Annotated in this window: 22 protein-coding genes; 1 reads left to right on the top strand and 21 read right to left on the bottom strand. The window is 59.0% G+C overall.

Annotation, left to right across the window (positions count from 1 at the left end; all coding sequences use genetic code 11):
- Positions 1-41: 41 nt before the first annotated feature.
- The 6 genes from ACM6JQ_RS21560 to ACM6JQ_RS21585 all read right to left on the bottom strand — a co-directional run bounded on the left by ACM6JQ_RS21560 (position 42) and on the right by ACM6JQ_RS21585 (position 5,052).
- Positions 42-677 (bottom strand): protein-L-isoaspartate(D-aspartate) O-methyltransferase, encoded by a 636-nt coding sequence (locus ACM6JQ_RS21560; protein ID WP_171057346.1) that lies wholly within the window; start codon positions 675-677, stop codon positions 42-44.
- Between the two features lie 41 nt (positions 678-718).
- Entirely contained in the window at positions 719-1,468 is a 750-nt protein-coding gene (surE, locus tag ACM6JQ_RS21565) for a 5'/3'-nucleotidase SurE (protein ID WP_007908831.1), read from the bottom strand.
- Positions 1,456-2,514: a tRNA pseudouridine(13) synthase TruD gene (gene truD / locus ACM6JQ_RS21570; RefSeq protein ID WP_007908832.1), complete on the bottom strand. Its 1,059-nt coding sequence runs from the start codon at positions 2,512-2,514 to the stop codon at positions 1,456-1,458. The genes surE and truD overlap by 13 nt, the downstream gene beginning before the upstream one ends.
- On the bottom strand, positions 2,511-2,984 hold the full coding sequence (gene ispF, locus ACM6JQ_RS21575) for a 2-C-methyl-D-erythritol 2,4-cyclodiphosphate synthase (RefSeq protein WP_034149878.1): 474 nt from the start codon (positions 2,982-2,984) through the stop codon (positions 2,511-2,513). Before ispF ends, truD begins: the two co-directional genes overlap by 4 nt.
- Before the next feature lie 44 nt (positions 2,985-3,028).
- Positions 3,029-3,874, bottom strand: a complete 846-nt coding sequence (fghA, locus tag ACM6JQ_RS21580; RefSeq protein ID WP_095112506.1) for an S-formylglutathione hydrolase — start codon at positions 3,872-3,874, stop codon at positions 3,029-3,031.
- A gap of 65 nt (positions 3,875-3,939) precedes the next feature.
- The gene (locus tag ACM6JQ_RS21585; RefSeq protein ID WP_007908835.1) at positions 3,940-5,052 is read right to left on the bottom strand and encodes an S-(hydroxymethyl)glutathione dehydrogenase/class III alcohol dehydrogenase; all 1,113 of its coding nucleotides are present in this window, start codon (positions 5,050-5,052) and stop codon (positions 3,940-3,942) included.
- A 116-nt stretch (positions 5,053-5,168) separates the two neighbouring features.
- On the opposite strand from ACM6JQ_RS21585, the gene ACM6JQ_RS21590 reads away from it, so the two are divergent.
- Positions 5,169-6,065 carry a LysR substrate-binding domain-containing protein gene (locus ACM6JQ_RS21590; RefSeq protein WP_007908836.1) on the top strand — a complete coding sequence of 299 codons (897 nt, stop codon included), beginning with the start codon at positions 5,169-5,171 and terminating at the stop codon, positions 6,063-6,065.
- 87 nt (positions 6,066-6,152) lie between these two features.
- Here ACM6JQ_RS21590 and ispD read toward each other — a convergent pair whose 3' ends face one another.
- The 15 genes from ispD to bamA all read right to left on the bottom strand — a co-directional run bounded on the left by ispD (position 6,153) and on the right by bamA (position 24,707).
- Positions 6,153-6,860: a 2-C-methyl-D-erythritol 4-phosphate cytidylyltransferase gene (gene ispD, locus ACM6JQ_RS21595; RefSeq protein ID WP_095112507.1), complete on the bottom strand. Its 708-nt coding sequence runs from the start codon at positions 6,858-6,860 to the stop codon at positions 6,153-6,155.
- Entirely contained in the window at positions 6,857-7,135 is a 279-nt protein-coding gene (gene ftsB / locus ACM6JQ_RS21600) for a cell division protein FtsB (RefSeq protein WP_007908838.1), read from the bottom strand. The genes ispD and ftsB overlap by 4 nt, the downstream gene beginning before the upstream one ends.
- Before the next feature lie 171 nt (positions 7,136-7,306).
- The gene (eno, locus tag ACM6JQ_RS21605) at positions 7,307-8,596 is read right to left on the bottom strand and encodes a phosphopyruvate hydratase (RefSeq protein WP_414894653.1); all 1,290 of its coding nucleotides are present in this window, start codon (positions 8,594-8,596) and stop codon (positions 7,307-7,309) included.
- 157 nt (positions 8,597-8,753) lie between these two features.
- Entirely contained in the window at positions 8,754-9,599 is an 846-nt protein-coding gene (kdsA, locus tag ACM6JQ_RS21610; RefSeq protein WP_007908840.1) for a 3-deoxy-8-phosphooctulonate synthase, read from the bottom strand.
- A 5-nt stretch (positions 9,600-9,604) separates the two neighbouring features.
- Positions 9,605-11,236: a CTP synthase gene (locus ACM6JQ_RS21615; protein ID WP_007908841.1), complete on the bottom strand. Its 1,632-nt coding sequence runs from the start codon at positions 11,234-11,236 to the stop codon at positions 9,605-9,607.
- Positions 11,237-11,510: 274 nt separating this feature from the next.
- Complete coding sequence (gene tilS, locus ACM6JQ_RS21620) at positions 11,511-12,839, bottom strand: tRNA lysidine(34) synthetase TilS (RefSeq protein ID WP_414894654.1); 1,329 nt, start codon at positions 12,837-12,839, stop codon at positions 11,511-11,513.
- Between the two features lie 108 nt (positions 12,840-12,947).
- Entirely contained in the window at positions 12,948-13,895 is a 948-nt protein-coding gene (locus ACM6JQ_RS21625; protein WP_007908843.1) for an acetyl-CoA carboxylase carboxyltransferase subunit alpha, read from the bottom strand.
- 139 nt (positions 13,896-14,034) lie between these two features.
- Entirely contained in the window at positions 14,035-17,556 is a 3,522-nt protein-coding gene (dnaE, locus tag ACM6JQ_RS21630) for a DNA polymerase III subunit alpha (protein ID WP_414894655.1), read from the bottom strand.
- A 76-nt stretch (positions 17,557-17,632) separates the two neighbouring features.
- On the bottom strand, positions 17,633-18,259 hold the full coding sequence (rnhB, locus tag ACM6JQ_RS21635) for a ribonuclease HII (RefSeq protein ID WP_007908845.1): 627 nt from the start codon (positions 18,257-18,259) through the stop codon (positions 17,633-17,635).
- Between the two features lie 11 nt (positions 18,260-18,270).
- Positions 18,271-19,401, bottom strand: coding sequence for a lipid-A-disaccharide synthase (gene lpxB / locus ACM6JQ_RS21640; RefSeq protein ID WP_123374595.1), 1,131 nt, complete (start codon positions 19,399-19,401; stop codon positions 18,271-18,273).
- Between the two features lie 2 nt (positions 19,402-19,403).
- Positions 19,404-20,180, bottom strand: coding sequence for an acyl-ACP--UDP-N-acetylglucosamine O-acyltransferase (gene lpxA, locus ACM6JQ_RS21645; protein WP_007908847.1), 777 nt, complete (start codon positions 20,178-20,180; stop codon positions 19,404-19,406).
- Positions 20,177-20,617: a 3-hydroxyacyl-ACP dehydratase FabZ gene (gene fabZ / locus ACM6JQ_RS21650; protein ID WP_003222142.1), complete on the bottom strand. Its 441-nt coding sequence runs from the start codon at positions 20,615-20,617 to the stop codon at positions 20,177-20,179. Before fabZ ends, lpxA begins: the two co-directional genes overlap by 4 nt.
- Positions 20,618-20,723: 106 nt before the next feature.
- Complete coding sequence (lpxD, locus tag ACM6JQ_RS21655; RefSeq protein WP_007908848.1) at positions 20,724-21,779, bottom strand: UDP-3-O-(3-hydroxymyristoyl)glucosamine N-acyltransferase; 1,056 nt, start codon at positions 21,777-21,779, stop codon at positions 20,724-20,726.
- A 3-nt stretch (positions 21,780-21,782) separates the two neighbouring features.
- A complete protein-coding gene (locus ACM6JQ_RS21660) occupies positions 21,783-22,286 on the bottom strand; it encodes an OmpH family outer membrane protein (RefSeq protein WP_007908849.1) in 504 nt (167 codons plus the stop codon).
- Positions 22,287-22,331: 45 nt separating this feature from the next.
- Entirely contained in the window at positions 22,332-24,707 is a 2,376-nt protein-coding gene (gene bamA, locus ACM6JQ_RS21665; protein ID WP_007908850.1) for an outer membrane protein assembly factor BamA, read from the bottom strand.
- Between the last annotated feature and the right edge of the window lie 22 nt (positions 24,708-24,729).

Below are 24,729 nucleotides of genomic sequence, written 5' to 3' on the forward strand. Positions count from 1 at the left end.
CACAGGCGAACGAAAGGAATTCAGCGTGCGTAAACAAATGCTCAGGCCAGCGGCCCATTGAGCAACGGCACGAAACGAACAGCCCCCAGAACATGCCGGGAAAAGCCGTTTTCCTCACGCACGATCAGCAACAATTGCTGCACTTCTCCCGAGCCCACCGGGATCACCATGCGCCCGCCCGGAGCCAGTTGATCGAGCAAGGCTTGCGGTACATCGGTGGCCACGGCCGTGACGATAATGCCGTTATACGGTGCCAGCGCCGGCCAGCCTTCCCAGCCATCGCCCCAGCGGAACACCACGTTGCGCAGGTTCAGTTCAACCAGACGTTCCTTGGCCCGGTCCTGCAGGACCTTGATGCGCTCGACCGAGAACACTCGCTCGACCAGTTGCGACAACACAGCGGTCTGGTAACCGGAACCAGTGCCGATCTCCAGCACTTTATCCAGCGGTCCCGCCTCCAACAGCAGCTCGCTCATGCGCGCCACCATATAAGGCTGGGAAATGGTCTGGTTATTGCCGATCGGCAGCGCCGTGTCCTCGTAAGCGCGATGTGCCAGCGCTTCATCGACGAACAGATGACGCGGCGTACGCCGAATCACTTCCAGCACCTTGGCGTTAGACACGCCCTCTTCGTACAGGCGCTGGATCAGACGTTCACGGGTACGCTGCGAGGTCATACCGATGCCGCTGCGCAGCCTGTCTTCGTGTTCACGGGCCATCAGCGCAGTCCCTCCAGCCAGCCATCGAGACTTCTGAAGGCATCATTGAAGGTGCGATCAAGCTGCAACGGCGTGATGGAGACATAACCTTGCATCACCGCATGAAAGTCGGTGCCGGGGCCGCCATCCTCGGCATCGCCGGCGGCAGCGATCCAGTAACCTGCCTTGCCACGCGGATCGACCACTTTCATCGGCGCGGCCGCGCGGGCGCGATGGCCGAGTCGGGTCAGCTGGATGCCACGAATGTGATCGATGGGCAGGTTGGGAATATTCACGTTGAGCACCGTGCGCGGCGGCAGGTCGAGCCCGGCATGGGCTTCAACCAGTTTGCGCGCAAAGTACGCCGCCGTCGGCAGATTATCCACCTGCCGTGAGACCAGCGAAAAAGCAAACGACGGACGCTCGAGGAAACGTCCCTCAAGAGCGGCCGCCACTGTCCCGGAATACAGCACGTCATCGCCAAGGTTGGCGCCGAGGTTGATGCCGGAAACCACCATGTCCGCCTCGCGTTCCAGCAGGCCGTTCAGGCCCAGGTGCACGCAGTCGGTCGGTGTGCCGTTGAGGCTGATAAAGCCGTTGGCAAGGTATTGCGGGTGCAGCGGACGGTCGAGCGTCAGCGAACTGCTGGCGCCGCTTTTGTCCTGCTCCGGGGCGATAACCACGCACTCGGTGTAATCCGCCAGCGCAGCATAGAGCGCGGCAAGACCGGGTGCGGTTACCCCATCGTCGTTAGAAATCAGAATACGCATGGGCTGTCCGTCTGCCCCACCGGCACCAGATCAACGAGTTCGCGCACCAATACGGTGGCGAAGCATCCGGCCGGGAGGACGAATTCCAGTTGCAGAATGTCAGGCTGGGGATAATGCCACGTCAACCCGCCAATGGGCAGCCGCAGGATGCGACGTTCGTGGCTCATGCCGGCATGAACCAACCAATCGCGCAGCTCTGCTTCATCGGCGGCGATCCCCTGCTCCAGTTCATGGACAACGCCTGCGGTCGGCGAGTCACCTTCGCCCCACTGTGGACCGGTCGGATGCAGATCGAGAATCGCCAGACGCGGGTCGCTGCATTCAGCTTCTCCGGCCGGGAAAAAACTGCGGCTGTCGGTGAACGCCAGCAGATCGCCGACCTGAGCTTTTTGCCAAGTACCATCGGCAACACGCGCCGCCAGCACTTTGTTGAACAGAAAACTGCGCGCGGTCGAGAGCAGGCGCGAGCGCACATTGCGCTGCTCCGGCAAAGCCTTGCGCGCCGCCCACGCACGCGCATCAACGACGTTGCCGCCGTCATGGCCGAAACGCTGGGCGCCGAAATAATTGGGAATGCCCTGTTTGGCGATCAGTTGCAGACGCTGTTCAATCGCGTCTTTGTCGCCAGTGAACTGAGTCAGGCGCAAGGTGAAACCGTTGGCCGAATGCGCACCGCGTTGCAGCTTGCGCTTGTGCCGGGTGGTCTTGAGGATCTTCAGCGTGTCGTTTTCCGCCGCTGACAGATCCGGATCGGCCTTGCCCGGCAGTTGCACGCTGAACCACTGACGGGTCAGCGCCTGACGATCCTTCAGCCCGGCATAGCTGACGGTGCGCAACGGCACGCCGGCAGCCTTGGCAATACGCCGTGCGGCTTCTTCAGTGTTGAGGCCGCGTTTTTCGACCCAGATCCACAAGTGCTCGCCGTCGCCGCTGAACGGGATGTCGAGCACTTCATCGACCTGAAAATCTTCGGCGATGGCTTTTAGTATCGCGCTGCCGAGAGCTTCGCCATAGGCACGCGGGCCGAGCAATTGCAGTTCATTCATGCGCGCAGCAACAAGGCAACGGAGTGCACGGCGATGCCTTCTTCGCGACCGACAAAGCCAAGCTTTTCGGTGGTGGTAGCTTTCACGTTCACTTGATCCAACTCAACTTGAAGATCCGCCGCGATCAGCGCGCGCATCGATTCGATATGCGGGGCCATTTTCGGCGCCTGGGCAACGATGGTGTTGTCGACGTTGCCGACTTTCCAGCCCTTGGCATGGATCAGCGCGACCACATGACGCAGCAGCGCACGGCTGTCGGCGCCCTTGAATTGCGGGTCGGTGTCCGGGAAGTGTTTGCCGATATCACCCAGCGCCGCAGCGCCGAGCAAGGCATCGCTCAAGGCGTGCAGCAAAACGTCACCGTCGGAATGAGCGAGCAGCCCGAAGCTGTGTGCGATACGCACGCCGCCCAGAGTAATGAAATCGCCTTCAGCGAAACGGTGCACATCATAGCCGTGGCCAATACGCATAAAAAAAACGCCCCGATTTTTGTCAGGGCGTGATTCTACCTGCATTAACCGCGCAGGGCGCGTGCGTGATGCTGCAAGTGGTCGTCTATAAAGCTTGAGATGAAGAAATAGCTGTGGTCGTAGCCCGGTTGCAGGCGCAATGTCAGCGGATGGCCCGCTTGTTTTGCTGCTTGTTGCAAGGCTTCGGGTTTGAGCTGAGTGGCGAGGAAGTCGTCGCGATCACCCTGATCGACCAGCAGCGGCAGTTTTTCGTGGGCCTCGGCGATCAGCGCACAGGCATCCCACTCTTTCCACTTCGAACGATCTTCGCCCAGGTAACGGGAGAACGCCTTTTGCCCCCATGGGCAATCCATCGGGTTGTTGATCGGCGAGAACGCCGACACCGATTGATAGCGACCCGGGTTTCGCAATGCGCAGACCAACGCACCGTGACCGCCCATGGAGTGGCCGCTGATGCTGCGTTTGTCCGAAGCGGGGAAATGCGCTTCAACCAGTGAAGGCAATTCCTGCACGACATAGTCATGCATCCGATAGTGGCGCGACCAAGGTTCCTGGGTGGCATTCAGATAGAACCCGGCGCCAAGGCCGAAATCCCAAGCGTTGTCCGGATCACCCGGGACATCGGGGCCGCGCGGGCTGGTGTCCGGCGCAACAATGATCAAACCCAGTTCGGCAGCCATGCGCATCGCGCCGGCCTTCTGCATGAAGTTCTCATCGGTGCAGGTCAGGCCTGACAACCAATACAGCACTGGCAGCTTGCCGCCCTGCTCAGCCTGCGGTGGCAGGTAGACGGCGAACACCATGTCGCAACCGAGCACGTCAGAGCGATGGCGATAGCGCTTGTGCCAACCGCCGAAACTCTTCTGACAGGAGATGTTTTCCAGATTCATATGAAGACTCCTACGTGATCACGACCACAAGCCTTCAAGACTTGTAGCCATGTCGCCACGATTGATCAGAAATGAATGACGGTACGAATGCTCTTGCCTTCGTGCATCAGATCGAACGCTTTGTTGATGTCTTCCAGGCCCATGGTGTGGGTGATGAACGTATCCAGCGGGATTTCGCCGCTCTGGGCCATGTCGACGTAGCTTGGCAACTCGGTACGACCGCGCACGCCGCCGAACGCCGAACCGCGCCAGACGCGACCGGTCACCAACTGGAACGGACGGGTCGCGATTTCCTGGCCGGCACCGGCCACACCGATGATCACCGACTCACCCCAACCTTTGTGGCAGCACTCAAGGGCGGCGCGCATCAGTTGCACGTTGCCGATGCATTCGAAGGAGAAGTCGACGCCGCCATCGGTCATGTCGACGATCACTTCCTGGATCGGACGATCGAAGTCTTTCGGGTTTACGCAGTCGGTTGCACCGAGTTGCTTGGCGATTTCGAACTTGGCCGGATTGATGTCGATGGCAATGATGCGCGCAGCCTTGGCTTTCACCGCGCCGATCACCGCTGACAGACCGATGCCGCCGAGACCGAAGATGGCCACGGTGTCACCCGGTTTGACCTTGGCGGTGTTGAGCACTGCGCCGATACCGGTGGTGACGCCGCAGCCCAGCAGGCAAACCTTTTCCAGTGGCGCGTCCTTGGAGATCTTGGCCACGGATATTTCCGGTAACACGGTGTATTCCGAGAACGTCGAAGTGCCCATGTAGTGGAAAATCGTTTCGCCCTTGTAGGAAAAGCGCGAAGTGCCGTCCGGCATCAAACCTTTACCCTGAGTGGCGCGAATTGCCTGACACAGGTTGGTCTTGCCCGACTTACAGAATTTGCACTGGCCGCATTCCGGGGTGTACAGCGGAATCACGTGATCGCCCACCGCAACCGAGGTTACGCCCTCGCCGATGGCTTCAACGATCGCGCCACCTTCGTGGCCAAGGATCGACGGAAAGATGCCTTCCGGATCAGCACCGGACAGGGTGTAGGCGTCAGTGTGGCAAACCCCGGAAGCCACCACGCGCAGCAACACTTCGCCGGCCTTGGGCATGGCGACATCGACTTCTACGATTTCCAGCGGCTTCTTGGCCTCGAAGGCAACGGCGGCGCGCGACTTGATCATGCTGACTCTCCAGTGAATCCAATGAATAAAAAACCAGACAAGGAGTGTAATACATGGCTTTACGATGAATAATCCGGACAAAAGCAAAACATTATTGCCATACAGGGATAATCCCCATGTCCGAAAACCGCTGGGAAGGCATCGACGAGTTCGTCGCCGTCGCCGAATGCAGCCAGTTCACCGCCGCTGCCGAACGTCTTGGGGTTTCGTCCTCGCACATCAGTCGCCAAATCGTCCGACTCGAAGAGCGTTTGCAGACGCGTCTGCTCTATCGCAGTACCCGGCGCGTGACACTGACCGAGGCCGGGCAGACCTTTCTGCAACATTGCCAACGCTTGCAGGATGGTCGCGAAGAAGCCCTGCGTGCGGTGGGCGACCTGACCAGTGAGCCGAAAGGCATGCTGCGCATGACCTGTGCCGTGGCTTACGGCGAACGCTTTATCGTGCCGCTGGTAACGCGGTTCATGGGGCTTTATCCGCAGCTGCGCATCGATATCGAACTGAGCAATCGCCAACTCGACCTGGTGCATGAAGGATTGGACCTGGCGATTCGTCTCGGTCGCTTGCAGGACTCGCGGCTGGTCGCGACACGCCTGGCGCCACGGCGAATGTTTCTCTGCGCTTCACCGTCCTACGTTGAGCGGTACGGCCGCCCACACAGCCTGTCGGAATTGAGCCGACATAATTGCCTGATCGGCAGCTCGGACATCTGGCAGCTTGAGCAAAACGGCCGGGAGTTTTCCCAACGGGTGCAGGGCAACTGGCGCTGCAACAGTGGGCAAGCAGTGCTGGATGCGGCGTTGCAGGGGGTTGGGCTGTGTCAGTTGCCGGACTATTACGTGCTGGAGCATCTGCACAGTGGCGCGTTGATTTCCTTGCTGGAGGCGCACCAGCCACCGAACACGGCGGTGTGGGCGCTGTATCCGCAGCAGCGGCATTTGTCGCCGAAGGTGCGCAAGTTGGTGGATTTTTTGAAGGAGGGATTGGCTGAGCGGCCGGAATATCGAGGTTGAAAAGCAAAAGATCGCAGCCTTCGGCAGCTCCTACAAAGGCATGCGAACCCATGTAGGAGCTGCCGAAGGCTGCGATCTTTTGATCTTTTAGCGGCGATTCGCCCAACGCTGACGCAACCATTCGAGATCTTCAGGCCGGGTCACCTTGAGGTTATCCGCCCGCCCTTCAATCAGTCGCGGCTTGAGACCGGCCCACTCCATCGCCGAAGCTTCATCAGTAATCAGCGCATCCGCCACCAGACTGTCCGCCAACGCCCGATGCAACGCGCCGAGGCGAAACATCTGCGGCGTATACGCCTGCCAGATCACGCTGCGATCGACGGTTTCCAGCACCCGACCTTGCTTGTCGACGCGCTTCAACGTGTCGCGCGCAGGGACGGCGAGCAAACCGCCGACCGGATCATCCGCCAGTTCATCGAGTAACTTGTCGAGATCTTCGCGACTCAGATTCGGTCGTGCCGCATCGTGCACCAGCACCCAATCTTCATCATCGGCACCCTGCGCATGCAAGTGCAGCAAGGCATTGAGCACCGAACCAGAACGCTCGGCCCCGCCTTCAACCCGCTGAATGCGCGGATCGCTGACGCACGCCAGGTTCGGCCAGTAAGGATCATCAACCGCAAGACTGACCACCAGTCCTTTAAGGCTTGGGTGATCGAGGAAACAGCCGAGGCTGTGTTCGAGAATTGTGCGCCCGCCCAATTGCAGATATTGCTTGGGACGGTCCGCGGCCATTCGGGCACCGACGCCCGCGGCAGGAATCACGGCCCAGAAGGCCGGCAGGGAATTGATCATTGGGCCAACTGGTAAAGGGTTTCGCCGTCCTTGACCATGCCCAGTTCGTGACGAGCCCGCTCTTCAACGGTCTCCATGCCCTTTTTCAACTCACTGACTTCAGCGTCCATCACGCGATTACGCTCCAGCAAACCTTCGTTCTCGGCATGTTGATCAGCAATCTGCTGATTCAGCTCGGCAACTTGCGCCAGACTGCCATTGCCCACCCACAGGCGGTATTGCAGACCGGCCAGTAGCAAGAGCAAAACGAGAAACAACCAGTAAGGACTGCGCATCGAATATCAGGTATCCAGTGAAAAAAGACAGCCACGCCAAAACTTTGAAGCATCTGATAGCACGAAGCCTGGAAGACCCAGGCTTGTGCTGTTAAGGCATCAGATTAGTGGCAAATCCATCGCTGTCACGACTTTTTCGACACAATCCGGTGTCCTTCCATCGATTTGTACTTAGCCGCGAAACTCGCTGCGACCGTTGTACTTGGCCTTGCCATTCAACTGCTCTTCGATACGCAGCAGTTGGTTGTACTTGGAAACGCGGTCGGAACGGCACAGCGAACCGGTCTTGATCTGGCCAGCCGAAGTACCCACAGCCAGGTCGGCAATGGTCGAATCTTCGGTTTCGCCGGAACGGTGCGAGATCACTGCGGTGTAACCGGCTGCCTTGGCCATCTGGATGGCTTCAAGGGTTTCGGTCAGGGTGCCGATCTGGTTGAACTTGATCAGGATAGAGTTGGCGATGTTTTTATCGATGCCCTCTTTCAGGATCTTGGTGTTGGTCACGAACAGGTCGTCGCCCACCAATTGAACCTTCTCGCCGATCTTGTCGGTGAGGATTTTCCAGCCAGCCCAGTCAGACTCGTCCAGACCGTCTTCGATCGAGATGATCGGGTAACGTTCAGTCAGGCCTTTCAGGTAGTCAGCGAAACCTTCAGCGGTGAACACCTGGCCTTCGCCGGACAGGTTGTACTTGCCGTCTTCGTAGAATTCGCTGGCCGCGCAGTCCAGGGCCAGGGTCACGTCGGTGCCCAGCGTGTAACCGGCATTGGCCACAGCTTCGGAGATCACTTTCAGCGCGTCTTCGTTGGACGCCAGGTTCGGTGCGAAACCGCCTTCGTCGCCAACGGCAGTGCTCAGGCCACGAGCCTTCAGCACAGCTTTCAAGTGATGGAAAATCTCGGTGCCCATGCGCAGACCTTCCGAGAACGACTTGGCACCAACCGGCTGCACCATGAATTCCTGGATGTCGACGTTGTTATCGGCGTGCTCGCCACCGTTGATGATGTTCATCATCGGTACCGGCATCGAGTAAACACCCGGGGTGCCGTTGAGGTTGGCGATGTGTGCGTACAGCGGCAGGTCCTGGTCCTGCGCAGCAGCCTTGGCCGCAGCCAGAGACACAGCGAGGATGGCGTTGGCGCCCAGAGTTGCCTTGTTTTCGGTACCGTCGAGCTTGATCATCGCGTGATCCAGGGCTTTCTGGTCGCTTGGGTCGGTGCCCAGCAGCAGATCGCGGATCGGACCGTTGATGTTGGCTACCGCTTTGAGCACGCCCTTGCCCAGGTAACGGCTCTTGTCGCCATCACGCAGCTCGAGCGCTTCACGCGAGCCAGTGGATGCACCGGACGGCGCGCAAGCGCTGCCGATGATGCCGTTGTCGAGAAGCACGTCCGCTTCCACGGTGGGATTGCCACGGGAGTCGAGAACTTCACGACCTTTGATGTCGACGATTTTTGCCATTGTTGTAAACACTCCAAAGTTGACGAAAACGACGCAGCTAGAGGAAATCTTTTTACCGTCGGCAAGGGGTGTGCAGCGGGCAGACTTGCAGACGATAACGCTCATGCCCGAGGGCATGAGCGACAAATCGTGCGGTACTTTACCGGAGAATTGAGGCTTACGCGGTTTCTACCGTCGGAAAACTCTTCACCAGTTCGTCCAAAGCTTTGAGCTGGGCCAGGAATGGCTCCAGTTTGTCCAGACGCAAGGCGCAAGGGCCGTCGCATTTGGCGTTGTCCGGATCCGGATGCGCTTCGAGGAACAGACCCGCCAGCGACTGGCTCATGCCCGCCTTGGCCAGATCCAGAACCTGTGCACGGCGACCGCCTGCGGAGTCGGCACGACCACCCGGCATTTGCAGCGCGTGGGTCACGTCGAAGAATACCGGGTACTCGAACTGCTTCATGATGCCGAAGCCGAGCATGTCGACCACGAGGTTGTTGTAGCCGAAGCTCGAACCACGCTCGCAGAGGATCAATTGATCGTTACCCGCTTCCACGCACTTGTTCAGGATGTGTTTCATTTCCTGAGGCGCGAGGAACTGGGCTTTCTTGATGTTGATCACAGCATTGGTCTTGGCCATCGCGACGACCAGATCGGTCTGGCGCGACAGGAAGGCCGGTAGCTGGATGATGTCGCAGACCTCAGCGACGACCGCGGCCTGTTCAGGCTCGTGGACGTCGGTGATGATCGGTACGCCAAAGGCTTGTTTGATGTCCTGGAAGATGCGCATGCCCTCTTCCAGGCCAGGACCGCGATAGGAGGTCACAGAAGAACGGTTGGCCTTGTCGAAACTGGCCTTGAACACGTAAGGGATACCGAGTTTCTCGGTGACTTTCACGTACTCTTCGCAAACCTGCATGGCCATGTCACGGCTTTCCAGCACGTTCATGCCGCCGAACAGCACCATGGGTTTGTCGTTGGCAATTTCGATGTCGCCGACGCGGATGATCTTCTGTGCCATCGGGATTAAGCCTTCTTCTGGTGTTGAGCCAACGCTGCTTTGACAAAACCGCTGAACAGCGGATGGCCATCGCGTGGTGTCGAGGTGAACTCAGGGTGGAACTGGCAAGCGACGAACCAAGGGTGATCGGCCGCTTCAACCACTTCAACCAGCGCCGCGTCAGCGGAGCGACCGGAGATTTTCAGGCCGGCTTCGATCAGTTGTGGCAGCAGGTTGTTGTTCACTTCGTAACGGTGACGGTGACGCTCGACGATCACATCCTTGCCGTAGCAGTCGTGCACCTTGGAGCCGGCTTCGAGCAGGCAGTCCTGAGCGCCGAGACGCATGGTGCCGCCCAGATCAGACGATTCGGTACGCACTTCAACGGCACCGGTCGCGTCTTCCCACTCGGTGATCAGACCGACAACCGGATGACCGCTGGCGCGATCGAACTCGGTGGAGTTGGCGTCTTTCCAGCCCATCACGTTACGGGCGAACTCGATGACCGCCACTTGCATACCGAGGCAGATACCCAGGTATGGAACCTTGTTTTCGCGAGCGTACTGAACGGCAGTGATCTTGCCTTCCACGCCACGCAGACCGAAGCCGCCCGGTACGAGGATCGCGTCGACACCTTCGAGCAGCGCAGTGCCCTGGTTTTCGATGTCTTCGGAGTCGATGTAGCGCAGGTTGACCTTGGTGCGGTTGCTGATGCCGGCATGACTCATCGCTTCGATCAGCGATTTGTAGGCGTCCAGCAGCTCCATGTACTTGCCGACCATGGCGATGGTCACTTCGTGTTCCGGGTTCAGCTTGGCATCAACCACCGCTTCCCACTCGGACAGATCAGCGCTACCGCATTGCAGACCGAAACGCTCAACGACGAAATCGTCCAGACCCTGCGAGTGCAGGATGCCCGGGATCTTGTAGATGGTGTCGGCGTCTTCCAGCGCAATTACCGCACGCTCTTCAACGTTGGTGAACTGGGCAATCTTGCGACGCGACGAGATGTCGATCGGGTGATCGGAACGGCACACCAGCACGTCCGGCTGCAGACCGATCGAACGCAGCTCTTTTACCGAGTGCTGAGTTGGTTTGGTCTTGGTTTCGCCAGCGGTGGCGATGTACGGCACCAGCGTCAGGTGCATCAGCATCGCGCGCTTGGCGCCGACTTCGAAACGCAGTTGACGGATGGCTTCGAGGAACGGTTGCGACTCGATGTCACCGACGGTGCCACCGATTTCAACCATCGCCACGTCAGCGTCACCGGCACCTTTGATGATGCGGCGCTTGATTTCGTCAGTGATGTGCGGGATCACCTGGATGGTCGCACCCAGGTAGTCACCACGGCGCTCTTTGCGCAGCACGTGTTCGTAGACACGGCCGGTGGTGAAGTTGTTGTTCTGGGTCATGGTCGTGCGGATGAACCGCTCGTAGTGGCCCAGGTCCAGGTCGGTCTCGGCGCCGTCGTGGGTGACGAACACTTCACCGTGCTGGAACGGGCTCATCGTGCCCGGATCGACGTTGATGTACGGATCCAGCTTCAGCATGGTGACCTTAAGTCCCCGCGCCTCCAGGATGGCTGCCAATGAAGCCGATGCAATGCCTTTCCCCAATGAAGAAACAACACCGCCCGTGACGAATATGTAGCGCGTCATGAAAAACCCTAGAAGTCTGCGTTAAAGCGGTACGAGCCGCCGGGGAAAGCGAAGGAAGGCCGAAGCCCCCGATCACCTGCATTAATCACAGTGCACCTTTCAAAAAAACCGCCGCGTTGGGACAGACCGGCAGGTGAAACACCGGTACGTTGCTCGCTACACATTTTTTGGAATCGCCCAGCAAAGACTGCTTGGTAATCGGCAACTCCTGCAATTCAGGCGAATCCACAGAAGTTGTATCAAGAAGGGAGCGTAGTCTACCGGAATGCTCCTTTCAGCTCAAACCTTGATCTTCGTCTGTTGGCAGCCAATGCAATTTCCAGCCGCCCTGCACAGGTCCATCAAGTCCCGGCAGGTTCGCCACCGCGAGCAATTCATCACCGCGAAACAGCAGCGGCAATCTGCCACGGACGAAGCCCGGCACCGCGCGCTCATTGAGCAGGCGCTTGAGATCGCGGTGACCGCGATCCGCCAGGTGCATGACTTCGCCGCCCTGACGATAGCGAATCTGCAAAGGCCCGGAAGGCGCCTGCCCGCTGAACATGACACGGCCATTATCGGCCAAGCGTAGCGCTGACGACGGCGCTTGCCAGTCGGCACCGATCACTGGCGTGCGCAACCAGTTGCCGCTCAGCCACCACACTCGACCGGCGCTACGGTGCAGCTCGCCCTCAGCCAGCCGCCAGACGGGTGAAGCATCGTGAGCGGCCGCGCACAGATCCGTCCATCCCGACCAATGGTCACTATCGGGCAGTTGTGTGGAGGGCTCGAGCCAATGGCTGATCGCGTTTCGTTGGCGGGCCGCGGACAGTGCGGCGAGGGGCGCCAGCTCCAGCGACGGCAATCCCAGCCATTCGAATTCATGAGCGGTGGCGGCTTGAGCCAGATCAATCTGCGCCAACTCATCGAGCAGTCCCTGGGCCTCACGCAGATGCGCAGCGCTGCGGGCCATGCTCGCCTGCGCCTGCGGCCAGCGCCCGGTCAGCAGCGGCATGACCTGATGGCGCAGATAGTTGCGCGAGAATTGCCGATCCTCATTTGATGGGTCTTCAATCCAGCGCAATTGATGAGCCTGCGCATACGCTTCCAGTTCGGCCCGGGAGATTTCCAGCAACGGACGAACCAGCGTGCCCTGCCCCACTGGCCGCTGCGTCGGCATCCCGGACAATCCGCGCACACCGGCGCCACGTAATAACCGGAACAAAAGTGTCTCCGCTTGATCATCGCGATGCTGGCCAGTGAGCAATACGTCATTGGCTTGCGTCAGCGAACTGAACACCGCGTATCGCGCATCCCGCGCCGCGCGCTCCAGGCTTGCACCCGGTTGCACCTTCACCCGCTCGATCAGCAACGGCACACCCAGCGCATCGCAGATGGACTGGCAATGTTGCGGCCACGCATCAGCCGCAGCCTGGAGGCCGTGATGGATATGAACAGCGCACAGCGGGGGCAGGGATTCGGTTTTTACGAGATGGGCAAGCAGATGCAGCAGAACAGTGGAATCGAGTCCACCAGAGAAGGCGATACGCCAATGAGCGGCATTGCGCCAAGGCTCAAGGTTCAGCAGAAGCCGCGACGGCAAATCACTCTTCGAAGAATTCATAGAGAGGGTCGCTTCTCAAAGATCCTGTAGGAGCTGCCGAAGGCTGCGATCTTTTGATCTTGAAAGATCGCAGCCTTCGGCAGCTCCTACAGGGGTACTGCGTTCGACTTAGAGACCGTAGCTCATCAGCCGATCATAACGACGCTTCAACAGCGCTTCGTTATCGAACTTCTTCAGCATCGCCAGTTGCGAGCTCAGCTCGGCACGGATCGAAGCCGCCGCAGCCGCCGGGTCACGGTGAGCGCCGCCCAGTGGCTCGCCAATCACCTTGTCGACAATGCCCAGACCTTTCAGACGCTCGGCAGTAATGCCCATCGCTTCAGCCGCATCCGGCGCCTTTTCCGCGGTTTTCCACAGAATCGAAGCGCAACCTTCCGGCGAGATCACCGCGTAAGTCGAGTATTGCAGCATGTTCAGCTGATCGCAGACGCCGATCGCCAGTGCACCACCGGAACCACCCTCACCGATAACGGTAGCGATGATCGGCGTTTTCAGGCGCGACATCACGCGCAGGTTCCAGGCAATTGCTTCGCTCTGGTTGCGCTCTTCAGCGTCGATACCCGGGTAGGCGCCCGGGGTGTCGATGAAGGTCAGGATCGGCATTTTGAAACGCTCGGCCATTTCCATCAGGCGGCAAGCCTTGCGGTAGCCTTCCGGACGCGGCATACCGAAGTTGCGGCGTACCTTCTCGCGCACTTCACGGCCCTTCTGGTGACCGATGACCATCACCGGCTGGTCTTCCAGACGGGCGATGCCGCCAACGATGGCCGCGTCGTCAGAGAAGTGACGGTCGCCGTGCAGTTCGTCGAACTCGGTGAAGATGTGCTCGATGTAGTCGAGGGTGTACGGGCGTTTCGGGTGACGCGCCAGGCGTGCGATCTGCCAGCTGGTCAGCTTGCCGAAGATGTCTTCGGTCAGCGTTTTGCTTTTGTCCTGCAGGCGGGAGATCTCATCGCCGATATTCAGCGAATTGTCATTACCGACCAAGCGCAACTCTTCGATCTTGGCTTGCAGGTCGGCGATCGGCTGTTCGAAATCTAGAAAATTCGGGTTCATAGGCGTCCGTCTTGGGTCGTGTCCCAAATGAGCTTGGGCCGGCCGGTTGTCTATTCGCGCCCTACCTTAAGGGAGAGGCGCGCTGAGGTCGAGATTAAAAATTCAGGTTGCGGGCAAGCGCAATGATGGCACTTGCCGGTCAACGGTATTGGAGGAAGACGTTGTCTCGCCCGAACTGGTCACGCAGGGCTTGAATCAACGCATCCGCCGGATCAATTCGCCAGGTCTCGCCGAACTGCAGCAAGGTCTTCGCATCCGGGCTGGTGTACTCCATGGTGATCGGGCACGCGCCGCGATGACGCTTGAGCAAATCACCCAACCAGCGTAGCTGATCGCCTTTCAGGTCCTGGGTTTGCAGCTTCAGGCGCAGGCTCTCGGCGAGGTTGGTGCGCGCATCTTCCATGCTCATCACCCGCTTGACCCGCAGGCGCAGACCACCGGAGAAGTCGTCGTTGCTGACTTCGCCTTCGACCACCACCATCGCGTCGGTCTGCAACAACGATTGCGCAGAGTGGAACGCATCGGCAAACAAGGAAGCCTCGATCCGCCCTGAGCGGTCGTCGAGGGTGATGAAGCCCATCTTGTCGCCCTTCTTGTTCTTCATCACGCGCAGGGCAATGATCATCCCGGCCACGGTCTGCGTGTCGCGCGCCGGTTTCAGGTCGATGATGCGCTGGCGGGCGAAACGGCGAATTTCGCCTTCGTATTCGTCAATCGGGTGACCGGTCAGGTACAGACCCAAGGTGTCTTTTTCACCTTTGAGGCGTTCCTTGAGGGTCAGCTCCTTGGCCTTGCGATGGGACGCATAAACATCGGCGTCTTCCTCGACAAACAGCCCGCCGAACAGGTCGGCATGGCCGCTGTCGTGGGTGCGCGCGGTTTGTTCGGCCGCCTTGATCGCCTCTTCCATCGCCGCCAGCAGCACGGCACGGTTACGGTCGATATTGGCCTGGTAAGCCTTTTGCTCGTCGTGGAAGTACGGGCCCAGACGATCCAGCGCACCGCTGCGGATCAGGCCGTCCAGCGTACGTTTGTTGATGCGCTTGAGGTCGACACGGGCGCAGAAGTCGAACAGATCCTTGAACGGACCGGCCTGACGCGCTTCGGTGATCGCCTCAACCGGGCCTTCGCCGACGCCTTTGATCGCGCCGAGGCCATAGACGATGCGGCCATCGTCGTTCACCGTGAACTTGAACTCCGAAGTATTCACATCCGGCGCGTCGAGACGCAGCTTCATGGTGCGAATTTCTTCGATCAAGGTCACGACCTTGTCGGTGTTGTGCATATCCGCCGACAGTACCGCGGCCATGAACGGCGCCGGGTAGTGAGCTTTCAGCCACGCAGTCTGGTACGAGACCAGGCCGTAGGCGGCGGAGTGGGATTTGTTGAAGCCGTAACCGGCGAATTTTTCTACCAGGTCGAAAATGTTACCGGCGAGGTCGGCGTCAATATTGTTGGTCGCGCAACCTTCAATGAAACCGCCGCGCTGCTTGGCCATTTCCTCAGGCTTTTTCTTACCCATCGCCCGACGGAGCATGTCCGCACCACCGAGGGTGTAACCGGCCATGACCTGGGCAATCTGCATCACCTGTTCCTGATACAGGATGATGCCGTAAGTCGGTGCCAATACTGGCTTGAGGCCTTCGTACTGATAGTCCGAGTGCGGGTACGCCAGTTCGGCGCGACCGTGCTTACGGTTGATAAAGTCGTCCACCATGCCGGACTGCAGCGGGCCTGGACGGAACAGGGCCACCAGTGCGATCAGGTCTTCCAGGCAGTCGGGCTTGAGCTTTTTGATCAGCTCTTTCATGCCGCGCGATTCAAGCTGGAATACCGCAGTGGTCTCAGCTTTCTGCAACAACGAGTACGTCGGTTTGTCGTCCAGCGGGATAAACGCGATATCCAGCGGCGGCTCGTTGACCTTGGCGCGGTCGCGGTTAATCGTTTTCAGCGCCCAGTCGATGATTGTCAGGGTCCGCAGACCGAGGAAGTCGAACTTCACCAGACCGGCCGCTTCAACATCGTCCTTGTCGAACTGGGTTACCAGACCGTCACCGGCCTCATCGCAATAGATCGGCGAGAAGTCAGTCAGCTTGGTCGGCGCGATAACCACACCACCGGCGTGTTTACCGACGTTACGCACAACGCCTTCGAGCTTGCGCGCCATCTCCCAGATTTCCGCCGCCTCTTCATCGACCTTGATGAAGTCACGCAGGATCTCTTCCTGTTCGTAGGCTTTTTCCAGGGTCATGCCGACTTCGAACGGAATCATCTTCGACAGACGATCGGCCAGACCGTAAGACTTGCCCTGTACCCGCGCCACGTCACGCACCACAGCCTTGGCGGCCATGGAACCGAAGGTGATGATCTGGCTTACCGCGTTGCGGCCGTATTTTTCGGCCACGTAATCAATCACGCGGTCACGACCGTCCATGCAGAAGTCGACGTCGAAGTCGGGCATGGAGACCCGTTCCGGGTTAAGGAAACGTTCGAACAGCAGGTCGTATTCCAGCGGATCGAGGTCGGTGATCTTCTGCACGTAGGCCACCAGCGAACCGGCACCCGACCCCCGGCCAGGACCTACCGGTACGCCGTTATTCTTGGCCCACTGGATAAAGTCCATAACGATCAGGAAGTAACCGGGGAAGCCCATCTGGATGATGATATCCAGCTCGAAATTCAAGCGATCGACATAGACCTGGCGCTTGGCTTCGTAGTCTTCGGTGGTGTCTTTGGGCAGCAGTACCGCCAGGCGTTCTTCGAGACCGTCGAAGGACACTTTGCGGAAATACTCATCGATGGTCATGCCATCGGGGATCGGGAAGTTGGGCAAAAAGTGCGTGCCCAGCTTCACTTCGATGTTGCAGCGCTTGGCGATCTCGACGGTGTTTTCAATCGCGTCGGGAATATCGCTGAACAGCTCGATCATTTCCTCGGCGCTTTTCAGGTATTGCTGATCGCTGTAATTCTTCGAACGGCGCGGATCGTCGAGGGCACGGCCCTCACCGATGCACACGCGGGTTTCGTGGGCGGCGAAGTCTTCCTGCTTGATGAAGCGCACGTCGTTGGTTGCCACCAGCGGCGCGCCCAGTTTGTCGGCAAGCGCTACGGCACCGTGCAGTTGCTCTTCATCGTTAGGACGATTGGTGCGCTGGATTTCCAGATAGAAACGATCCGGGAACACCACCATCCATTCGCGCGTCAGGGCTTCGGCTTCGGCCGGATTGCCGCCGATCATGGCCATGCCGATCTCGCCTTCTTTGGCGGCGGACAGCATGATCAGGCCTTCGTTGGCTTCGGCAACCCACTCACGCTCGACAATGATCATGCCGTTGCGCTGGCCTTCGATGAAGCCGCGCGAGATCAACTCGGTGAGGTTGCGATAGCCCTTGGCGTTCATCACCAACAGGCTGATGCGACTCAGCGGTGCATCCGGGTCTTTGTTCGACAGCCACAGGTCGGCGCCGCAAATCGGCTTGATGCCGGCGCCCATGGTGTTTTTATAGAATTTGACCAGAGAACACATGTTGTTCTGGTCGGTGACCGCGACCGCCGGCATGTTCATGGCGGTCAGCGCCTTGACCAGCGGCTTGATCCGCACCAGCCCGTCGACCAGGGAGTATTCAGTGTGCAGGCGTAGATGAACGAATGAAGCCGGCATAGTGATCCTGTCCAGTTACATAGAGACAACAAGGCCCGGATTGTACCGGGCCTCGAACAAAACATCAGCCTTGCGACTAAACCTGCGTCAGACCTTCCAGCGCTTCATAAGCCTGACGCACCGGGGCGAACGAGCGCCGGTGAATCGGCGTCGGGCCAAGGCGCACCAAGGCTTCCAGATGAACGGGCGTCGGGTAGCCTTTATGGCCGCCGATGCCGTAACCCGGGTAGATCAATTCGAATGCAGCCATTTCACGGTCGCGACTGACTTTGGCCAGAATCGACGCCGCAGCAATGGCCGGCACCTTGCCGTCGCCCTGCACCACCGCTTCGGCGCGCATCGGCAATTGCGGACAGCGATTGCCGTCGATCATCGCCAGCTTCGGCTGAATGTGCAGGCCGGCGACTGCGCGCTGCATGGCCAGCATGGTCGCGTGCAAAATATTCAGCTCGTCGATTTCTTCGACTTCGGCGCGGGCAATGCACCAGCTCAGGGATTTCTCGATGATTTCGTCGTAGAGCTTTTCGCGCTTGGCTTCGGTGAGCTTCTTCGAATCGTTGAGGCCGAGAATCGGCCGATTCGGATCGAGGATCACCGCTGCCGTGACCACTGCACCGCACAACGGACCACGACCGACTTCATCGACGCCGGCGACCAGTTCTTCGACTTCGGCGACCAGGGTGAAATCCAGGCCCATCTGCATGCTTGCCTTGCTCATCGTGTCTGACCGATCAGGTTGAGGACGGCGTCCGCCGCCTGATTAGAAGCATCCAGCCGCAGTGTGCGGTGGATCTCGTCGAACCCGCGGGTCTGTTCTTCGCCGCCTTCGATCAGCGGCGACAGGGTCTGCGCCAATGCTTCGACCGTCGCATCATCCTGCAACAATTCTGGAACCAGCAGACGCTGGGCCAGCAGATTCGGCAAGGACACGTACGGGCTCTTGACCATGCGTTTGAGAATCCAGAACGTCAGCGGTGCCAAGCGGTACGCCACCACCATCGGCCGCTTGTACAACAGCGCTTCGAGGGTCGCGGTGCCGGAGGCAATCAGCACGGCGTTGCACGCAGCCAGTGCCAGATGGGATTTGCCGTCGAGCAGGGTTACCGGCAGATCACGCCCCGCAAGCAACTCTTCAAGCTGCGCGCGGCGCTCCGGATTGGCGCACGGGATGACAAAGCGCAAACCCGGGCGCATCGCGCGCAGGCGTTCAGCAGTATCGAGGAACAGCGCACCGAGACGGGAGACTTCGCCGCCACGGCTGCCGGGCATCAACGCCACCAGCGGGCCGTCGGGCAAGCCCAACTCGGCACGCGCCGCAGAGCGGTCGGCCTCCAGCGGGATGGTGTCGGCCAGTGTGTGGCCAACGAACCGCACCGGCACGCCTTTCTCTTCGTAGAATTTTGCTTCGAACGGCAGCAGTGTCAGCATCAGATCGCAACCTTCGCGGATCTTCAGCACGCGCTTCTGTCGCCATGCCCACACCGAAGGGCTGACGTAATGCACGGTTTTGATCCCGGCCTGACGCAGCTTGAGTTCGATATTGAGATTGAAGTCCGGCGCGTCGATACCGATGAACACATCCGGTTTCTCGGCGATCAGCGTGGCGATCAGGTCCTTGCGGCGCTTAAGCAATTCGCGCAGGCGCCCGAGCACTTCCACCAGGCCCATGACCGACAAGCGCTCCATGGGAAAATAGGAGGTCAGGCCTTCGGCCTGCATCAACGGGCCACCGACGCCGATGAACTCGACCGCCGGATGCTGCGCCTTGAGGGCGCGCATAAGACCGGCGCCGAGAATGTCACCGGAAGCTTCACCCGCTACCAGCGCGATACGCAGATTGGCCATGATCAGCGAGTGATGCCGCGAGTCGACGACTGGATGGAGTCGCGGAATATCGCGACTTCCGGGAACTGCGCTGCAGGTTCGGCCAGCTCGGCCAGCGCCTGTTCGACCGTGAGGCCCTGACGATAGACGGTTTTGTAAGCGCGACGCAGGGTGTGGATCGCGTCCTCGCTGAAACCGCGACGGCGCATGCCTTCGAAGTTCATGCTGCGCGCTTCGGCCGGGTTGCCGAACACGGTGACGAACGCCGGAACGTCCTTGCCGATGGCGGTGCCCATGCCGGAAAAGCTGTGGGCGCCAATGTGGCAATACTGGTGAACCAGGGTGAACCCGGAGAGGATCGCCCAGTCATCCACATGCACATGGCCGGCCAAAGCCGTGTTGTTGACCAGAATGCAGTGGTTGCCGATAACGCTGTCGTGGCCGATGTGCGCATAGGCCATGATCAGGTTGTGATCGCCCAGCGTGGTTTCCGAACGGTCCTGCACGGTGCCACGGTGAATCGTCACGCCTTCGCGGATGACGTTGTGGTCACCGATCACCAGACGGGTTTCTTCACCCTTGTACTTCAGATCGGGCGTGTCTTCGCCTACCGAGGAAAACTGGTAGATGCGATTGTGTTTGCCGATGCGGGTCGGGCCTTTGAGGATTACATGCGGCCCGATCACGGTACCCTCGCCGATTTCCACACCTGCGCCGATGATCGACCACGGGCCGACCTCGACGCCATCAGCCAGAACGGCCGATGGATCGATGATTGCGCGAGGGTCAATCAAACTCATAGCTTGCGTTCCGCGCAGATGATTTCAGCCGAGCAGACCGGCTTGCCATCAACCGAAGCCTGGCATTCGAACTTCCAGATCTGGCGCTTGCAACTGATGAACTTGGCTTCGAGGATAAGCTGATCGCCCGGCAACACCGGCTGACGGAAGCGCAGCTTGTCGGAACCGACGAAGTAGTAAAGCGTGCCGTCGGCAGGCTTCACGTCAAGCATTTTGAAACCGAGGATCCCGGCAGCCTGAGCCATCGCTTCGATGATCAGCACGCCCGGCATGATTGGATGCGCAGGGAAGTGACCATTGAAGAACGGTTCATTGATGCTGACATTCTTGTAGGCGCGAATGCGCTTGCCTTCAGTGTCCAGTTCCACCACCCGGTCCACCAGCAGGAACGGGTAACGGTGAGGCAGGTATTCGCGAATCTCGTTGATGTCCATCATTTCGGGGGGAAGCCTATGTAAAGATTGGGAGCGCGACTGACGCGCACTCCTCTAGCAAATCAAGGAGGCAGTCTAGAGGCTGTGCACACTTGATATGGAAATGGTATCAGCCATCTGATGAAGCATTGCCGTCAGGGGTCACTTCCCCTACGCGCTTTTCCAGCTGTTTCAAACGTCGCGCGATGTCATCGAGCTGACGGATGCGGGCCGCGCTTTTGCGCCATTCGGCCGCCGGTTGCATGGCTGTACCGGAAGAATAGGCACCCGGCTCGGTAATCGAGTGGGTCACCATGGTCATCCCGGTGAGGAAAACGTTGTCGCAAATTTCAATGTGGCCGACCAGGCCAACACCGCCGGCGAGCATGCAGTGCTTGCCGATTTTGGTGCTGCCGGAAATGCCGACACACGCCGCCATGGCGGTGTGATCACCGACCTGAACGTTGTGGGCGATCTGGATCTGGTTATCGAGCTTAACGCCATTGCCGATCACGGTATCGGCCAACGCGCCGCGGTCGATGGCGGTGTTCACGCCAATCTCGACATCGTCGCCGATGGTCACACCACCGATCTGGGCGATTTTCTGCCAGATGCCTTTTTCATTGGCGAAACCGAAACCTTCACCGCCGAGCACGGCACCAGACTGGATAACCACACGCTTGCCGATGCGCACGTCGTGATACAGCGTCACGCGTGGCGCGAGCCAGCCGCCTTCGCCAATTTCACTGCGCGCGCCGATGAAGCAATGCGCGCCCAGTGTCACGTTTGCCGCGATCCGCGCACCGGCCTCGATCACCACGAATGGGCCGATGCTGGCGGCTGGATCAACCACTGCGTCAGGCGCAATGACCGCCGACGGATGGATACCCGCAGTGGCTTTTGGCTTGGGATCGAACAGATGCGAGATTCGCGCGTAAGCCAGGTAAGGATCCGGCACCACCAACGCATTACCGGCAAAACCTTCGGCATCGGCTTCTTTGAGCAGCAGTGCTGCCGCCTGCGAGCCGGCGAGGTATTTGCGATATTGAGGGTTTGCCAGAAAGCTCAACTGAGCTGGGCCAGCCTCTTGCAAAGTGGCTAGCCCAGTAATTTTCGTCTCAGGGTCGCCACGCAGGGTGGCGCCGAGGAACTCGGCCAATTGGCCGAGCTTGATATTCACGGTCATGGGTTACTTCAGCTGATTCATGCGCTCGATAACCTGGCGCGTGATGTCGTACTGAGGTTTGACATCGATCACTGCACCACGCTCGAACACCAGATCAAAACCACCTTTCTTGATGACTTCTTCCACTGCGCTATCCAGCTTCGGCTTCAGTTGCTTGAGCATTTCGCGGTCAGCAACGGCTTTGGCTTCGTTCAGCTCCTTGGACTGGAACTGGAAGTCACGGGCCTTTTGCTTGAATTCCAGCTCCAGACGCTCACGCTCACCCTGCTGCATTTTGTCGCCACCGGCCATCAGACGATCCTGAATACCCTTGGCGCTGCTTTCCAGCGTTTTCAGCTTGGTCAGTTGCGGACCGAACTTCTTCTCGGCATCCACGGCGTACTTCTTCGCAGCGTCGGATTCCAGCAAGGCCATCTGATAGTTCAGAACGGCAATTTTCATGTCGGCAAATGCCGGGCCTGCCACCATCAAGGAGGCCAGGAGAACCAATTGAGTCAACTTACGCACGATGCACTCCTACAAAATCCATTGTCGTTATCTTGGGTCAGACGCTTAGAACGTCTGGCCGAGGGAGAATTGGAACACTTGAGTTTCAGCCTCATCCGGCTTCTTGATCGGCATGGCCAACGCGAAGCTCAGAGGACCCAGTGCGGTGACCCAGGTCACACCCACACCCACGGAACTGGCCATGTTGCTCAGGCTGATGTCGTTGCACTTGGTGTTCGACGTCGAGCCGTTTGCATTGGTAGTGTCCTTGCACTGCGAGTCAAATACGTTACCCACATCCCAGAAAACAGAGGTGCGCAGCGAACGTTGATCTTTCACGAACGGCAGCGGGAACAGAACCTCGACACCACCCTGGATCAGGACGTTACCACCGAACGGCAGTGGATCCTGGTCCGGGTCAGCCAATGTGCCCGGGTTGGTGCCACGGCTCGGCGTACTGCGCGGGCCGAGGGTGCTGTCCTTGAAGCCACGAACCGAGTTGAAACCACCAGCATAGTAGTTTTCATAGAATGGCAAGCCATCGGTTCCGCCGTATCCATCGCCATAACCCAGCTCGGTGTGCAGACGCAGGGTGTAGTTCTCGCTGATCGGCTGGAACAGCTGACCGCGGTAATCCAGTTTGTAGAACGACAGGTCGCTGCCCGGCACGGTGGTTTCCAGGGTCAGACTCTGGGAACGACCACGGGTCGGCAGTACGCCTTTGTTCAGCGTCGATTCGGACCAACCGGCCGAAGCCTTGAAGTTCAGGTACTTGTCGCCTTCCTTGTTAACGAAGTCGAAAATCTCGTCAACGGTGTAGGTACCGGTCTTGATCTCGTCCTGTTGAACCGACAGGCCAAAGGTCAGACGCGAAGTCTCGCTGATCGGGTAGCCAACGTTCACGCCGGCACCCAGGCTGTCGACCGCATAGCTTGCTACGTCGACGTCGAGGTCTTTGTAGTCGGTGGTGCGATAGAACGCGTTGTAACCCAGGCTCACACCATCGGCGGTCCAGTACGGGTCAACGTAGCCGAAGTTGTAGCGGCTCTGGTATTCACTGCGGGTCAGGCCGACGCTGACGCGGTTACCGGTACCAAGGAAGTTGTTCTGGGTGATCGAACCACCGAGGATCAGACCGGCACTCTGGGCGAAACCGACACTGGCGGTAATCGAACCGGAAGCCTGCTCTTCCACGGCGTAATTCACGTCAACCTGGTCGTCGACACCTGGCACGGCCGGGGTTTCAACGTTGACCTCTTTAAAGAAGCCCAGACGCTCAAGACGGGTTTTGGATTGGTCGATCAGGTAAGTCGAAGCCCAACCGCCTTCCATCTGACGCATTTCACGACGCAGCACTTCGTCCTCGGACTTGGTGTTGCCACGGAAGTTGATGCGATTGACATAGGCTCGCTTGCCCGGATCAACGGCGAACAGAATATCTACAGTGTGATCATCATCGTGCGGCTGAGGTACGCCGTTGACGTTGGCGAAGGTGTAACCCTCGTTACCCAGTCGACGGGTGATCAGTTCGGACGTGGTGGTCATCAGCTTGCGCGAGAACACCTGCCCCTTCTGCACCAGCAGCAGGGATTTGACTTGGTCCTCAGGGACTTTCAGATCACCGCTGAGCTTGACGTCACGAACGGTGTACTTCTCGCCTTCGTTGACGTTGACAGTGATGTAGACGTGCTTCTTGTCCGGGGTGATGGATACCTGGGTCGAAGCGATATCCATGTTGATATAGCCACGGTCCAGGTAGTAGGAGCGCAGACGCTCCAGGTCACCGGAAAGCTTTTCACGGGCGTACTTGTCATCGTTCTTGAAGAACGACAGCCAGTTGGTGGTTTTCAGCTCGAACAGATCGGTCAGGTCTTCCTCAGGGAAAACCGTGTTACCCACCACGTTGATGTGCTGAATGGCCGCAACGGTGCCTTCGTTGATCTTCACTTTCAGACCAACGCGGTTACGCGGCTGCGACACCACTTCGGTATCAACGGTAGCCGAGTAACGGCCTTGCGCGACGTACTGACGTTGCAGTTCGTTACGCACACCCTCAAGGGTGGCGCGCTGGAAGATCTCGCCTTCAGCCAGACCAGACTGTTTGAGACCTTTCATCAAGTCTTCAGTGGAGATCGCCTTGTTGCCTTCGATCTCGATACTGGCGACCGACGGGCGTTCAACGACCGTGATGACCAGAACGTTGCCTTCGCGGCCCAGCTGGATATCTTGAAAGAAACCGGTTTTGAACAACGCACGAGTGGATTCCACCAGGCGACGATCATCCGCCTGCTCACCGACGTTCAACGGCAAGGCACCAAAGACGCTACCCGCGGAGACCCGCTGGAGGCCATTGACGCGAATATCAGAGATAGTGAAGGACTCGGCGTGAACTTCGGCGATCATCAATACGGTGAGAACCGCAGTTAGCAGCAGACGTTTCATGAAGTCCTTTCTTATTCCAACT

The organism is Pseudomonas sp. IT-232MI5 (assembly GCF_949767845.1).
Lineage (GTDB): Bacteria > Pseudomonadota > Gammaproteobacteria > Pseudomonadales > Pseudomonadaceae > Aquipseudomonas.